Origin of the sequence: Variovorax sp. YR750 (genome assembly GCF_900109805.1) — a bacterium.
Lineage (GTDB): Bacteria > Pseudomonadota > Gammaproteobacteria > Burkholderiales > Burkholderiaceae_C > Variovorax > Variovorax gossypii.
The window spans coordinates 509309-522728 of the sequence record NZ_FOBJ01000001.1 but is presented as its reverse complement, the minus strand read 5'-3'; the positions used below and the strand labels follow the sequence as shown (position 1 = coordinate 522728).

General features: G+C 66.3%; 12 protein-coding genes and 1 tRNA gene. 6 read left to right on the top strand and 7 right to left on the bottom strand.

The window, feature by feature from the left end; translation table 11 throughout:
• Positions 1 to 15: 15 nt before the first annotated feature.
• Entirely contained in the window at positions 16 to 1800 is a 1785-nt protein-coding gene (msbA, locus tag BMY35_RS02305) for a lipid A export permease/ATP-binding protein MsbA (protein ID WP_093195366.1), read from the bottom strand.
• Positions 1801 to 2054: 254 nt separating this feature from the next.
• Here msbA and tolB point away from each other — a divergent pair, with 254 nt between their 5' ends.
• The 6 genes from tolB (at position 2055) to BMY35_RS02275 (ending at position 6219) form a co-directional block, all read left to right on the top strand.
• On the top strand, positions 2055 to 3281 hold the full coding sequence (gene tolB / locus BMY35_RS02300) for a Tol-Pal system beta propeller repeat protein TolB (RefSeq protein WP_218152970.1): 1227 nt from the start codon (positions 2055 to 2057) through the stop codon (positions 3279 to 3281).
• 28 nt (positions 3282 to 3309) lie between these two features.
• Positions 3310 to 3825, top strand: coding sequence for a peptidoglycan-associated lipoprotein Pal (gene pal / locus BMY35_RS02295; protein ID WP_093195364.1), 516 nt, complete (start codon positions 3310 to 3312; stop codon positions 3823 to 3825).
• Positions 3825 to 4574, top strand: coding sequence for a tol-pal system protein YbgF (gene ybgF, locus BMY35_RS02290; protein WP_093195363.1), 750 nt, complete (start codon positions 3825 to 3827; stop codon positions 4572 to 4574). Before pal ends, ybgF begins: the two co-directional genes overlap by 1 nt.
• A gap of 46 nt (positions 4575 to 4620) precedes the next feature.
• Positions 4621 to 5448 (top strand): tRNA threonylcarbamoyladenosine dehydratase, encoded by an 828-nt coding sequence (locus tag BMY35_RS02285; protein WP_371287128.1) that lies wholly within the window; start codon positions 4621 to 4623, stop codon positions 5446 to 5448.
• 50 nt (positions 5449 to 5498) lie between these two features.
• Positions 5499 to 5574: transfer RNA gene (locus BMY35_RS02280), tRNA-Lys, on the top strand.
• 48 nt (positions 5575 to 5622) lie between these two features.
• Positions 5623 to 6219 carry an endonuclease V gene (locus BMY35_RS02275; protein WP_218152969.1) on the top strand — a complete coding sequence of 199 codons (597 nt, stop codon included), beginning with the start codon at positions 5623 to 5625 and terminating at the stop codon, positions 6217 to 6219.
• Here BMY35_RS02275 and BMY35_RS02270 read toward each other — a convergent pair.
• The 6 genes from BMY35_RS02270 to BMY35_RS02245 all read right to left on the bottom strand — a co-directional run bounded on the left by BMY35_RS02270 (position 6216) and on the right by BMY35_RS02245 (position 13355).
• Positions 6216 to 7343 (bottom strand): ABC transporter ATP-binding protein, encoded by a 1128-nt coding sequence (locus BMY35_RS02270; protein ID WP_093195361.1) that lies wholly within the window; start codon positions 7341 to 7343, stop codon positions 6216 to 6218. The two genes, BMY35_RS02275 and BMY35_RS02270, sit on opposite strands and share 4 nt — an antisense overlap.
• 19 nt (positions 7344 to 7362) lie before the next feature.
• Positions 7363 to 8214, bottom strand: coding sequence for a carbohydrate ABC transporter permease (locus BMY35_RS02265; RefSeq protein WP_093195360.1), 852 nt, complete (start codon positions 8212 to 8214; stop codon positions 7363 to 7365).
• Complete coding sequence (locus BMY35_RS02260; RefSeq protein WP_093195359.1) at positions 8207 to 9082, bottom strand: carbohydrate ABC transporter permease; 876 nt, start codon at positions 9080 to 9082, stop codon at positions 8207 to 8209. The genes BMY35_RS02265 and BMY35_RS02260 overlap by 8 nt, the downstream gene beginning before the upstream one ends.
• Positions 9083 to 9094: 12 nt before the next feature.
• On the bottom strand, positions 9095 to 10303 hold the full coding sequence (locus tag BMY35_RS02255; RefSeq protein ID WP_371287127.1) for an ABC transporter substrate-binding protein: 1209 nt from the start codon (positions 10301 to 10303) through the stop codon (positions 9095 to 9097).
• Positions 10304 to 10506: 203 nt separating this feature from the next.
• The gene (locus BMY35_RS02250; RefSeq protein WP_218152968.1) at positions 10507 to 11874 is read right to left on the bottom strand and encodes a carbohydrate porin; all 1368 of its coding nucleotides are present in this window, start codon (positions 11872 to 11874) and stop codon (positions 10507 to 10509) included.
• Positions 11875 to 12377: 503 nt separating this feature from the next.
• Positions 12378 to 13355 carry a LacI family DNA-binding transcriptional regulator gene (locus BMY35_RS02245; protein WP_093195357.1) on the bottom strand — a complete coding sequence of 326 codons (978 nt, stop codon included), beginning with the start codon at positions 13353 to 13355 and terminating at the stop codon, positions 12378 to 12380.
• Positions 13356 to 13420: the final 65 nt, after the last annotated feature.

Sequence of the window (13420 nt, the reverse complement as noted above, 5' to 3'; positions counted from 1 at the left end):
AGCACGAGCTGCCCGTCAGAGCGTCGGATCCTGCCCCGGCGAGGCGCTGCGCATCGCCAGCGTCTGCAGTCGTGCATAGAGCCCGTCGAGCGCCATGAGCTGCTCGTGGCTGCCTTGCTCGGCGATGCGGCCCTGTTCCATCACGATGATCCGGTCGGCGTGCTGGATGGTCGAGAGGCGGTGCGCCACGATCAGCGTGGTGCGGTTCTGCATCAGGCGCTGAAGGGCGTCCTGCACAAGCCGTTCGGATTCGGTGTCGAGCGCCGAGGTGGCCTCGTCGAGCAGCAGCACTGGCGCGTTCTTGTAGAGCGCGCGGGCAATGGCGAGGCGCTGGCGCTGGCCGCCGGAGAGTTGGGTGGCGTTGTGGCCCAGCACCGTGTCGAGGCCCTGGGGCAGGCTCTCGACGTGCGCGCTCAGGTTGGCCGCTGCTATGCACTCCATCACGCGCTCGCGGTCGATCTCGGCGCCCAGCGCCACGTTGGCCGCCAGTGTCTCGTTGAGCATCACCACGTCCTGGCTCACCATCGCGAACTGGGCGCGCAGGCTCTTGAGCTGCCATTCGCTGGTGTCGTGGCCGTCCAGCAGCACCTGGCCGCTGCTGGGCTGCACGAAGCGCGGCAGCAGGTTGACCAGCGTGGTCTTGCCCGAACCCGAAGGGCCGACGAAGGCCACCACCTGGCCGGGTTCGATGGTCAGGCTCACGCCGTCGAGCGCGCGCTGCTCGTCGTCGCCGCGGTAGCTGACCCGCACGTTGCGCAGCTCGATGCGGCCCTGGGCATGCTCGATGCTGAACGTGCCCTGAGACTCGGGCGCCACGTCGTCGATCAGGATCAGCCCGCGTTCCAGCGCGGCGAGGCCGCGCGTGATCGGGCCGGCCACCTCGGCAAGGCGGCGGATGGGCGCGATCAGCATCAGCATGGCCGTGATGTAGGCGACGAAGCCGCCCACGGTGAAGCCCTGCTTGCCGCTTTGCCAGAGCGCGATCATCACCACCACCGAGAGCGCCAGCGAGGCCATCATCTGCGTGAGCGGCGTCGTGGCCGCTTGCGCGATGGTCGATTTCACGGCCAGCCGGTTCAGGCGCTGGCTCAGCTGCTCGAAGCGGCGGCCCTGTGCGCCTTCCGCGCCATGCAGCCGCACCACGCGGTGGGCGAGCACGTTTTCCTCGACCACGTAGGCCAGCTCGTCGGTGGCCTGCTGGCCCTGCTGGGTCAGACGGTAGAGCCGCTTGGAGAACACCTTCATGATCCAGGAGATGCTGGGCACCAGGAAGGCGACGATGAGAGTGAGCTTCCAGTTCAGGTAGATCAGGTAGCCCAGCAGGGCAACCAGCGTGAAGCCGTCGCGCGAGAGGCCGAGCAATGCCTGCACCAGCAGCATCGCGCCGGTCTGCACTTCATAGACCACCGTGTTCGACAAGGCGCTGGCCGATTGCCGTGCGAACAGCGCGAGCTCGGCGCCGAGCAGCCGCTCGAACAGCACGCGACGCAGCTTCTGCATGCCTTCGTTGGCGATGCGCGAGAGCGCGTACTGGGAAATGAACTGTGCGATGCCGCGCACCGCGAACAGCAGCAGCACGGCGGCGGGAACGAACCACAGCGGCATCTCGCCGCGCGTGAAGCCCCGATCGAGCAGGGGCTTCAGCAGAGCAGCCATCAGCGGCTCCGTGATGGCTGCCAGCAGTGCCCCGCTCAATCCGAGAGCCCACCATTGGCGGGAGCCGCCGAACCAGGTCATGAGTCGCGCCAGACGGCGCATCAGGGGAGGGCGTGCGTTCTCGCCGCCGGGGGATGCTTGCATGGCGGCGGATTCTACGGGGCCCCTCGTGCGGGGCCTGCCGCAGCCGCGCCTGTAGGACTGCGCTGACGGATAAACGTTTTGTGACGGCGGGCCCAAGCCAGTGTGTAACATGTGGCCCGTTGAAGCAGGGGAGAACTTTTCACCCCGAAACCTCTCCGAACCGCATGAACAAGCCGTTGCCAGCTCAAATTCCAACTCCTTCTTCATCGCTATTTGCACGCCGCACCGTCATAGCGGCCCTCGCTGCCACCCCCATGATTCCCGCTCTGGCCCAGTTCCGGGTCGAGGTTTCCGGGGTGGGGCTCACGCAGTTGCCGATCGCGCTCGTTCCGTTCAAGGGACAGGAATCCTCCCCGCAGAAGATCTCCGACATCGTCCAGGCCGACCTGGAGCGCAGCGGCCAGTTCCGTGGCGTCGATGCTTCGGGCCAGGCTCTCGACGAGGCATCGCGCCCCGATCTTTCCCTGTGGCGCCAGCGCACGGCCGATTCGCTCGTGGTCGGCAGCGTCACGCGTCTGGCCGACGGCCGCTTCGACGTGCGTTTCCGCCTGTGGGACGTGGTGAAGGGCCAAGATCTGGGTGGTCAGAGCTACACCGTTCCCCAGGGCGACCTGCGCCTGGCTTCGCACCGCATCGCCGACTACGTGTACGAGAAGCTGACCGGCGAAAAGGGCATCTTCTCGACCCGCATTGCCTACGTCACGAAGGCCGGCAGCCGCTACTCGCTGTGGGTGGCCGACGCCGACGGCGAGAACGCCCAGGCCGCACTCGCCAGCCCCGAACCCATCATCTCTCCGTGCTGGTCGTCCAACGGCCAGCAACTGGCCTACGTGTCCTTCGAGTCGCGCAAGCCCGTGGTGTACGTGCACAACGTGGCCACCGGCCAGCGTCGCCTGCTCGCGAACTTCAAGGGTTCGAACAGCGCTCCGGCATGGGCGCCCGACGGCAACTCGCTCGCCGTCACGCTCAGCCGCGATGGCGGCTCGCAGCTTTTCTCCATTCCGGCCAGCGGCGGCGAACCGCGCCGCCTGACCCAGAGCTCCAGCATCGACACCGAGCCGGTGTATTCAGCCGACGGCGGCACGATCTACTTCGTGAGCGACCGCGGCGGTGCTCCCCAGATCTACAAGATGAGCGCCGGCGGCGGCAGTCCGACCCGGGTGACCTTCAGCGGCACCTACAACATCTCTCCGTCTGTCAGCGGCGATGGCCGGTGGTTGGCCTACATCTCGCGAGTGGGCGGCGCCTTCAAACTCCACGTGATGGAGTTGGCAACCGGCAACGTCAGCGCGATCACCGACACCTCCGCGGACGAAAGTCCGAGTTTTGCTCCGAACAGCAAGCTGATCGTCTACGCAACGCAGTTGCAGGGCCGCGAAGCCCTGATGACGACCACGCTCGATGGAAAAATAAAGGCACGACTGGCGGGACAGGCGGGAGACATCAGGGAACCGGACTGGGGTCCGTTTCAAAAGCAATGACTAAGGTTTATTTGAGGAGTTTTCAAAAATGTTGAAACGTACGATCTATTCGCTGGCCATCGTGGCTCTCATCGCCGGTTGCTCGTCGGGCACCAAGCTCAACGAAACGCCGGTGACCGACCGTTCCGGCACCGCCGGCGGCCAGCAGGGCGCCAGCACCGTGGCTCCTGTCACCATCGATCCGACCGCAGGCACCGCGCAGGGTCCGGTGGGCGTGGCGCGCATCGTGTATTTCGACTACGACAGCTACACGGTCAAGCCCGAGTTCCAGTCGGTGATCGACGGCCACGCCAGGTTCCTGAAGGCCAACCCGCAGCGTCGCATCTCCATCGAAGGCCACACCGACGAACGCGGCGGCCGCGAGTACAACCTTGCGCTGGGCCAGAAGCGTTCCGAAGCCGTGCGTCGCGCGCTGACCCTGCTTGGCGTGAACGACAACCAGATCGAGGCCGTGAGCTTCGGCAAGGAAAAGCCTGCCGTCACCGGCTCCGGTGAAGAAGTCTGGGCGCAGAACCGTCGCGCCGAAATCCGCTACACCCGGTGATGCCACGCGTCATGCTGAGAGGCGCGGCGCTGGCCGCTGCCTTGCTTTGCGTCTCGGCGGCGTCGCAGGCCGCGCTGTTCGAGGATGACGAGGCTCGCCGCGCCATCCTCGACCTGCGCCAGCGCGTCGAGGCCATGCGCCAGCAGACCGACCAGCGGCTGACCGACGAAAACGGCCAGCTGCGCCGCAGCCTGCTCGACCTGCAGAACCAGATCGAGCAGATGCGAGGCGACCTGGCTCGCATGACCGGCCAGAACGAGCAGCTCACCCGCACGCTGAGCGAAATGCAGTCGCGCCAGACCACCATCGACGACAAGCTCAAGCAGAGCGAGCCTTCGAAGGTGTCGGTGGACGGCCGTGAGTTCAATGCCGACCCGAAGGAAAAGGCCGACTTCGAGGCCGCCCTCGGCGTGTTCCGCTCGGGCCAGTTCGCGCAGGCGCAGACCGCGTTCGCCGAATTCGTCAAGCGCTACCCGCAAAGCGGCTACAACGCCTCGGCGCTGTTCTGGCTGGGCAATGCGCAATACGCCACGCGCAACTACAACGAGGCCATCGCGAACTTCCGCTCCATGCTCTCGCTCGCGCCCGACCATGCCAAGGCCCCCGAGGCCGTGCTGTCGATCGCGAACTGCCAGATCGAGCTGAAGGACACGCGCGCCGCGCGCCGCACGCTGGAAGACCTGACCAAGGCCTACCCGCAGTCGGAAGCCGCGCAGGCCGGCCGCGAACGTCTCTCGCGCCTGCGCTGATGCGGGCGGAGCATTCCGCTTGAGCACCATCATCGCCAACGCGTCCATCACCACTCTTCCTCCAGCCGCCGCGGATGTCGTCACCGACACCGCGGCGCCCGACTTTGCGCGCCGCTTCGGCGGGCTCGAGCGGCTGTACGGCGTGGCCGGCGCCGCGCGCATCCGTAATGCGCACGTGCTGGTCGTCGGCATCGGCGGCGTGGGCTCGTGGGCCGTCGAGGCGCTGGCGCGCAGCGGAGTGGGGCGGCTGACCATGATCGACCTCGATCACGTGTCGGAGTCGAACATCAACCGCCAGATCCATGCGCTCGACGCGACCGTGGGGCAGGCCAAGGTCGAAGCCATGCGCGATCGCATCGCGCAGATCAACCCCGAGTGCAAGGTGCAGGCCATCGACGATTTCGTCGAGCCCGGCAACTGGCTTTCGCTCCTCGAGGCTGCGCAGGCTGCGAACAGACCGGCAACGGCCGTCATCGACGCCTGCGACCAGGTGAAGGCAAAGGTGGCCATGGCGGCATGGGCACGCGCGTCCCGCAGCAGCTTCATCACGGTCGGCGCGGCGGGCGGCAAGCGGCAGGCGCACAAGGTCGACATCGAAGACCTGTCGCTGGTCACGCACGACCCGCTGCTGGCCCAGCTCCGCCAGCGCTTGCGCAAGGAGCACGGCGCCCCGCGCGAGGGCCGCAAGATCGGCGTCGCCTGCGTGTTCAGCCGCGAGAGCGTGGCACCGCCGGATGCCTCGTGCGCCATCGAAAGCGGCGACGGTTCGCTCAACTGCCACGGCTACGGATCGGTGGTCAGCGTGACCGCGACTTTCGGTCAATGCGCGGCAGGTTGGGTTCTGGACAAAATCGCGTCCAACGTCGCGCTATAATCTTTGGCTTTGCCGGATATCACTTCCGGTAAAAAGCAAAAAATGGTTCCGGGACGTTAGCTCAGTTGGTAGAGCAGCGGACTTTTAATCCGTTGGTCACTGGTTCGAATCCAGTACGTCCTACCAGACCCCTTTCAAAATCCTCAAGTGCCTGTGGCGCTTGAGGATTTTTTCATGGTCGATGTGAAATCCGGGGCGAGTTGCGAGCCCGCGCAGTGGAGCAGCCCATGTCAGGACACGACAGTGATACTCGCGGTTGATGTCGACTACCAGGGAGCCGGCGGTGTCGCTGCCGGCGTGCTGCTTCGAAACTGGAGCGATGCTGTTGCGGCGCGAGAGATCGTCGTTCGCATTCCTGCCGTCGCCGAGTATGTTCCCGGCGAGTTTTTCCGGCGCGAGCTGCCGTGCATCGAGGCTGTGCTGAAGGAAGTCCGCGAGCCCCTCGAATGCATCGTCGTCGACGGCTATGTGACTCTCGGCGATCCGCCGCGGGATGGCCTCGGTGCCGCGCTCTGGAACAAATTGGAGCGAGCGGTACCGGTCGTCGGCGTGGCGAAGACGAAGTACCTCGGTGTTCCGCTGGAGGCCTTCCTTTTTCGCGGGGGCAGCAGCCGGCCGCTCTTCGTCACGGCGGCCGGAATGACCTGCGACGAAGCGAAGCGCCGGGTGTTGTCGATGGCGGGAAAGCACAGGCTGCCGGACATGCTCAAGCATGTCGACGGAGTGGCTCGAAGAGGCATGGGGTCCGATCCTGCTCAGGCGGCAGGCTAGGCGATCAGCTGCTCAGTCTCCACATCGAAGAAAACCACCTTCGCCAGATCGACAGAAAACCGGGCCCGAGCACCAGCCGACAGCGCCACATCCGGCGGCAGGCGCGCCGTGAAGTCATGCCCGTCGATGTCCAGCAGCACCAGCGTGTCCGCGCCGGTTGGTTCGACCACCTGCACACGCGCTTCCAGATGGCAATGCGAGGGGCCGGGCTCCATGCTCTCGGCGGCCAGGTCCACGGCCTCGGCTCGCAGTCCGACGATCACGTCCCGCCCGGCCAGTACGACCTGCGGCACCGAGGACAACACACCCGGCGGCAGCTTGATCGCGGTAGCCCCGACACCGCCATCGCCGCCCACCAGCCGCAGCTCCCCATGCCGCTCGCTCGCCATCCGCATCTTCAGCAGGTTCATCCGCGGCGACCCCATGAAGCTCGCCACGAAGGTATTCGCCGGCCGGTTGTAGACCTCGTGCGGCGTACCCAACTGCTGCAGCACGCCGCCCTTCATCACCGCGATGCGCGTGGCCAGCGTCATGGCCTCGATCTGGTCGTGCGTGACGTAGACGATGGTGGCGTTGAGCCGCTGGTGCAGCTTCTTGATCTCGGTGCGCATGTCCAGCCTGAGCTGCGCGTCGAGGTTGGACAGCGGCTCGTCGAACAGATAGAGCTGCGGCTCGCGCGCCAGCGCACGCCCGATCGCCACGCGCTGGCGCTGGCCACCGGAGAGCTGGCGCGGCTTGCGGTCCATCAGGTGGCCGATCTGCAGCAGCTCGCCGACCTTCTTCACACGCTCGGCGCGCGTGGCCTTGTCGACCTTGCGCATCTCCAGCGGAAACTCGATGTTCTTCGCCACCGTCATGTTGGGGTAGAGCGCGTACGACTGGAAAACCATCGAGATGTTGCGTTCGGCCGGTGCTGCGCGCGTGATGTCGCCGCCGTTGAGCTGCAGCCGGCCTTCGGTGGGCTCTTCCAGCCCTGCGATGATGTTCATCAGCGTACTCTTGCCGCAGCCCGAGGGGCCGACGAGCACGAGGAACTCACCGTCTTCCAGCGCGATGGAGATGTCGTGCAGGATATGTACAGGGCCGAAGCTCTTGCGGATGCCAATCAAGTCCAGGGATGCCATTCACTACCTAACAAGCTAACTAGCCTTTGACCGAGCCGGCCATGAGGCCGCGCACGAAGTACTTGCCGGAAACCAGATACACGATGAGCGTCGGCAGCGCCGCGATGAAGGCGCCTGCGAAGTGCACGTTGTATTCCTTCACCCCCGTGGAACTGTTGACGAGGTTGTTCAGCGCCACGGTGATGGGAAACGAGCTGTAGTCGCTGAACGAGGCCCCGAAGAGGAACTCGTTCCAGATATTGGTGAACTGCCAGATCACGGTCACCATGATGATCGGCGTGCTGTTGGGCAGCAGGATGCGCCACAGCACGCCGAAGAAGCCCGCGCCGTCCATGCGCGCCGAGCGCACCAGCTCCTGCGGAAACGCGGCGTAGTAGTTGCGGAAGAAGAGGGTGGTGAAGCCGATGCCGTACACCGTGTTGACGAACACCAGCCCCGTCACCGTGCCCGCGATGCCCAGCAGGCCCAGCGTCTTGGCCATCGGGATCAGCACGATCTGGAACGGGATGAACACCGAGAACAGCATCGCCGCGAACAGCAGGTGCGCGCCGCGCACCCTGAACTGCGTGAGGATGTAGCCGTTCACCGCGCCGATCAGCGTCGACAGCACCACGCCCGGCACCACCAACAGGAACGAGTTGATGAAGTAGGGCTTGAGCCCCGTGGGCTGCACGCCGATCTGCGCGGTGCTCCAGGCGGCGCGCCAGGGCGCGAGGGTCCAGTCGACCGGCAGCGTCATCAGGTTGCCGTTGCGGATCTCCTCCAGCGGCTTCAGCGAGTTGACGACCATCACGTACACCGGCATCAGGAACACCAGCGCCATCACGGCCAGCAGCGCGTAGAGCGCAAGGCGCAGGCTTCGCTCAGCCATTGTTTTTCGCTCCCCGCATCTCGCGCAGCAGGTAGGGCACGACCACGACGCTGATCGCAATCAGCATCAGCACCGAGCTCGCCGCGCCCACCGCCATCTCGTTGCGCGCGAAGGTGTACTGGTACATGAAGACCGAGGGCAGCCAGGTCGAGCGGCCCGGGCCGCCGTTGGTCAGCGCGATGACCAGGTCGTAGGACTTGATCGCCATGTGCGCCAGGATCACGAAGGCCGAGACGAACACCGGCCCCAGCTGCGGAATCACGATGCGCGCGTAGATCTGCCAGGTGCGCGCGCCGTCGACGCGCGCGGCGCTGATCTGCTCGCTGTCCACGCCGCGCAGGCCGGCCAGGAACATCGCCATCACGAAGCCGGAGGTCTGCCACACGGCGGCGATGACCACGCAGTAGATGGCCATGTCGCCGTCCTTGATCCAGCCGAAGGAGAAGCTGCTCCAGCCCAGGCTCTGCAGCGTGTGCTCCAGGCCGACGCCGGGGTCGAGCAGCCATTTCCAGGCCGTGCCGGTGACGATCAGCGAGAGCGCCATCGGGTAGAGGAAGACGGAGCGCAGCACGCCCTCGGCGCGGATCTTCTGGTCGATGAGGATCGCCAGCGCCAGCCCCAGCACCATCGCGATGACGATGTAGAGGCCGGCGAACACCGCGAGGTTGCGCAGCGACACCTCCCAGTTCTCCAGCCCGAGCAGTCGTTCGTAGTTCGCCGTGCCTGCCCACTCGGCGGTGGGCAGCATGGTCGACGCCGTGAACGACAGGTACACCGTGAACATGATGTACCCGTACACGCAGACCAGCACGAGCAGGGCGCTGGGGCTCAGCAGGAGCCGGGGGAGCAGGTTGTTGTGAGCTTTCAAGAGCGGCAGGGATCAGTTCTTTGCCGCCGATGCCAGCGCCGCCACTGCCTTCTTGTCGTCGAGCTGCCCGTTGAAGTGCCGCGTGATCACGTCGTAGAACGCGTTCTTGATCGAAGCCGGCACCGCGTGCCCGTGCGCCATGGAGCCGACCAGCGTGTTGCCCTGGCTGGCCTCGGCCACGTCCTTGATCGCCTTCTTGCCGCAGGCATCGAAGGCGGTGTCCGGCACGTCGGTGCGCGCAGGCGCCGAGCCCTTCACCACGTTGAAGGCCGACTGGAAGCCCGGCTCCATGATCGCGGCGGCCAGCTTCTGTTGCGCGGCCTCCTTGTCGGCGTCCTTCATCTTGAACATCACGAACTGGTCGGTGTTGAAGGTGACCACGCCCTGCGTGCCCGGAAAGCGGAAGCAGGCGAAGTCCTTGCCCGGCGTTTGCTTGGCGTTGAAGAACTCGCCCTTGGCCCAGTCGCCCATCACCTGGAAGCCGGCCTTGCCGCCGATCACCATGCCCGAGGCCACGTTCCAGTCGCGGCCCGAGAAGTCCTTGTCGACCAGCTTGCGCAGCTGGCTCATGCGCTGGAACACCTTCTCCGTGGTCGGCGAGGCGATGGTCTTGCCGTCGAGCTCGATGAAGACCTTGCGGTAATAGTCGATGCCGCCGGTCGACAGCGCCACGCTCTCGAACAGCGTCGCGTCCTGCCACGGCTGGCCGCCGTGGGCGATGGCGATGAAGCCTGCCTTCTGCACCTTCTCGGCGGCGGCGATGAACTCGTCCCAGGTCTTCGGCTCGGCCGTCACGCCGGCCTTGGCCAGCACCGCCTGGTTGGCCCACACCCAGTTGGTCGAGTGGATGTTGACGGGTGCGGCGATCCACTTGCCGTTGAACTTCGAGAACTTCTGCAGCGCGGGGGGCACCACCTTGTCCCAGCCGCCTTTCTGGGCGAGCGCGTTGAGGTCGGCCACCACGCCCTGCTTGCCCCAGTCGAGGATGTCGAAGCCCAACATCTGCGAAGCGGTGGGCGGGTTGCCCGAGGTCACGCGCGCCCGCAGCGCGGTCATGGCGGCTTCGCCGCTGCCGCCGGCCACGGGCATGTCGTTCCATTTCACGCCTTGCTTCTCGAGGTTGCCCTTGAGCACGTTGAGCGCGCCGGCCTCGCCGCCGGAGGTCCACCAGTGCAGGACTTCCACGCTCTGCTGCTGGGCAATGGCGGCGCCGCTTCCCATGGCGAGGCACAGGGCGGCAATGGCGAATCGGGATGTGTTCATCTGCTTGTCTCTTCTGTTGTCTGGATTGCCGGATTCCGGAGCCGGCGGCAGTTTAGGCAGCCCCTTCGGGGCCGCGCGCTGTGATTTCCCGGACGAAACACAGCGTTGCGAGCGCAACAAGAGCGCCGCCAGGAGGGCGTGCGGGATCGCCATTCGCCCGCTCACTCCCACCAGGCTTCCATCTGGATGCCGAAGATGGTCGCGCTGCGCCGCCCGTTGGCCCCGAAGGTGCCGGCGTTGGCGTCGGCCGCGGCCTTGTTCCAGCTCGCGCGCGTGGCGTAGAGGCGGAATTCGGGCCGGGTCCAGAAGTCGGTATTCGGCGAGAAGGCCACGGCGATCGTGCCCTTGTTCAGCGTCTGCTTCGGCTGGCCGTCGGTGCTGCGGCGCGTCGTGCCCAGTTCGGCCAGCAGCTTGGTGTACTTGGCGATGCCGTACGACAGCCGCCCGCCGAGAGTGAAGTCGCGCGTCTCGGGGCCGTTGTCGGGCCGCGTGGTCTGGTAGCCGATCAGCGTCTGGCCGCCGAAGCGGCCGATCTGGAAGTCCATCGAGTCGAGGATGCGGCGCTGCTTCGCGCCGGGCTGCGGCGTGATTACCGTGCGCTCGACCAGCGGCGCGAACAGGAAGGCGTCCGACTGGCCGATGCCCGCCGGCAGCAGGAAGCCGGTGGTGGTCGTGCTGTTGTCCAGGTTGTAGAACTTGCCGCTGAGCGACGAATGCCCGTTGGAAGCCTGCGCGATGAAGATGTTGTTCAGCCCCGGCAGCAGGAAGTTCTTCTGCACGTGCATCAGGCCGAGCGCGCCGCCGTCCTTGCCCTTGGCGAAGTCGCCCGAGATCAGCCCGCCCGTGATGGTGAGCTTGCCGCCCGGGTTGGTCGGGATGTCGCGCCACTGCACGTTGATGCGCTTGGCGTTGTTGGGGTTGCCGCTCTTGTTGTCGACCGAGTCGGCGGTGTGCACCGCCACGTTGAGCCGCCCGAGGCCGCCCAGCGGGATGTCGTCGATGCCGGCACCGTAGTTGTCGCCGTCTTCCACCACCCACTTGTCGACGATGTGAACGTCCTGCACGCGGTGGTAGCGCTGGCCGGCCCACAGCGTGGCGCTGTTGCCGAAGATGCCGCTGAGCGAGAAGTACGCCTGCGCGGTGCCGCTCTTGCCGTTGTAGATGGTGGGCATGTAGAACACGCCCCACTTGATGCCGTCGCCGAGGTCGAAGCGCTTGCCGATGCCGAACTCGAGGTAGTTGTCGCCCTCGTTGCCCAGACGGTACTTCTGCAGGTCGCCGCCGAGCGAATAGCCGCCCTTGGGCTTGCCCTTGCCCGAGCTGTAGAAGCCGCCGCGCCCGTAGCCCCAGAACTCCAGGCCGGTGGCGTCGTTGACCTTCTTGACGAAGTCCTTGGTGGGGTCGGACTTCACCTCGGCCTCGGGTGGCGCGTCCGTCGGTGTGTCGGCGGACTGGGCATGGGCCAGTCCGTGCATGCCTGCGAGCAGCACGACGGCCGCGGCGGTGATCCGGTTCAGCTTGGGTTTCACGGGGAGTCTCCTTGGTCAGGGTGGTTGTTGTGAAGGCGTGAAAAGAAAGAAGAAAAAGCCCGTCCGCCCGCTTCGGACAAAAGCGGTCCCGCGCCGGTCGAAGCCGGCGGTGTCGCGTTCAGGCGCGTTCGGACGGAAGGAGGGGAAGGGGGAGGCGGGGCGCGCTATCGCTTCATCGGGCGACAGGCAGGGCGTGCGCAGAGCACGCGGCGTTCGTGATGAAAGAAGGGACGCACAGCGACATGGCGAGAGAGCCCGCGTTCAGGCATTCGCCGGTCGTGCATGCAAGTCGCTGCCATGTGCTGTGTCTCCTCTTGTTGTGCTGCGTGAACCGTGTCTCTCGTTGTCGGAAGGCCGGCCTCCCGAGGGGCCCGACGTGTGACGGCACGCAGTGTAGGAGCGGGGTTTCGCGCGGCGATCTTGTGATTTCCCGGACGAAACACAGCGTTGGCAGCGCAAAAAACGCCGGGGTGAAGGGCCCCGGCGCAGCGGCAGAAAGAGCCTCAGCCGCTGGTGCTGGCCCGCACGATCAGCTCGACAGGCAGGGTGTTGAGCCGGGGCATCGAGGCGCCCTGCAGCACGAGCTCGACGCCGAAGCGGCCGAGCTCCTGCCGGTCCACGCGCAGGGTCGTGATCGGCGGATCGGCCTGCGCGGCGGCGAGGGTGTCGTCGAAGCCGACGATGGCGATGTCGCCCGGCACCGAGAGGCCCGCCTGCCTGCAGGTGCGCAGCGCCGCCAGCGCCGCGGCGTCGTTGTACGCGAATACCGCATCGGGCGGCTTGCGCAGTCGCAGCAGCTGCTGCATTGCGGCCGATGCGCCCAGGTCGTGCAGCTGCCCGGTGGGCGCCACAACCTCCAGCTCGGGGTCGGCGAGGATGCCGGCCTCGAACAGCGCGCGGCGATAGCCTTGCGCGCGCTCCAGGATGCTCACGTGCGCCAGCGAACCCGAGATGTACGCGACGCGCTTGCGCCCCATGTCCAGCAGGTGCCGCGTGGCCATGTAGCCGCCCACCGCGTTGTCTGGGTTCACGGACGGGAGGTCGCCCTGCGAGAAGTCGATCAGCGCGATCGGCAGGTCGAGGCCCGCCACCATGTCGAGCACCTCGCTCTCGAAGTAGCCGGCCGCGAGGATCATGTCGGGCTCGTGCATGCGCAGCTGCTCGCGGATGGGGTCGGTGGGCCCGCATGTCAGCAGCGTGGGCACGATGCCGAACCTGCGGCACGCCTCCTCGACGCCGTGCAGCACGTCGGAGAAGAAGGGGTTGGTCGAGAAGTGGCTGTGCTGCCTGTGCACCATGAAGGCCAGCTGCTTTGCCTTGGCGTCGCGCAGGCGCGCCGCGTTGTAGCCGATGTCGCGGGCCACCTGCCGGATCATGCGGCGCGTCTCGTCGGAGAGGCCGCGCTGGTTCTTCAATGCGCGCGATACGGTGCTGATGGAGACGCCGGAGGCCTCGGCCACATCGCGGATGGTTACGGGCATGTAGCTCCTTGGGATGAACTGTCGCGGTGAGGAAGGGCGTCATTTTCATGGTGGCGGAGCGGCGT

Bases quoted from the DNA above. Each gene is read 5' to 3' on its own strand.
- tolB (WP_218152970.1), top strand. From the start codon at position 2,055: ATGATTCCCGCTCTGGCCCAGTTCCGGGTCGAGGTTTCCGGGGTGGGG.
- BMY35_RS02245 (WP_093195357.1), bottom strand. From the start codon at position 13,355: ATGCCCGTAACCATCCGCGATGTGGCCGAGGCCTCCGGCGTCTCCATC.
- msbA (WP_093195366.1), bottom strand. From the start codon at position 1,800: ATGCAAGCATCCCCCGGCGGCGAGAACGCACGCCCTCCCCTGATGCGC.
- BMY35_RS02255 (WP_371287127.1), bottom strand. From the start codon at position 10,303: ATGGGAAGCGGCGCCGCCATTGCCCAGCAGCAGAGCGTGGAAGTCCTG.
- BMY35_RS02270 (WP_093195361.1), bottom strand. From the start codon at position 7,343: ATGGCATCCCTGGACTTGATTGGCATCCGCAAGAGCTTCGGCCCTGTA.
- BMY35_RS02275 (WP_218152969.1), top strand. From the start codon at position 5,623: ATGGTCGATGTGAAATCCGGGGCGAGTTGCGAGCCCGCGCAGTGGAGC.
- BMY35_RS02265 (WP_093195360.1), bottom strand. From the start codon at position 8,214: ATGGCTGAGCGAAGCCTGCGCCTTGCGCTCTACGCGCTGCTGGCCGTG.
- ybgF (WP_093195363.1), top strand. From the start codon at position 3,825: ATGCCACGCGTCATGCTGAGAGGCGCGGCGCTGGCCGCTGCCTTGCTT.
- pal (WP_093195364.1), top strand. From the start codon at position 3,310: ATGTTGAAACGTACGATCTATTCGCTGGCCATCGTGGCTCTCATCGCC.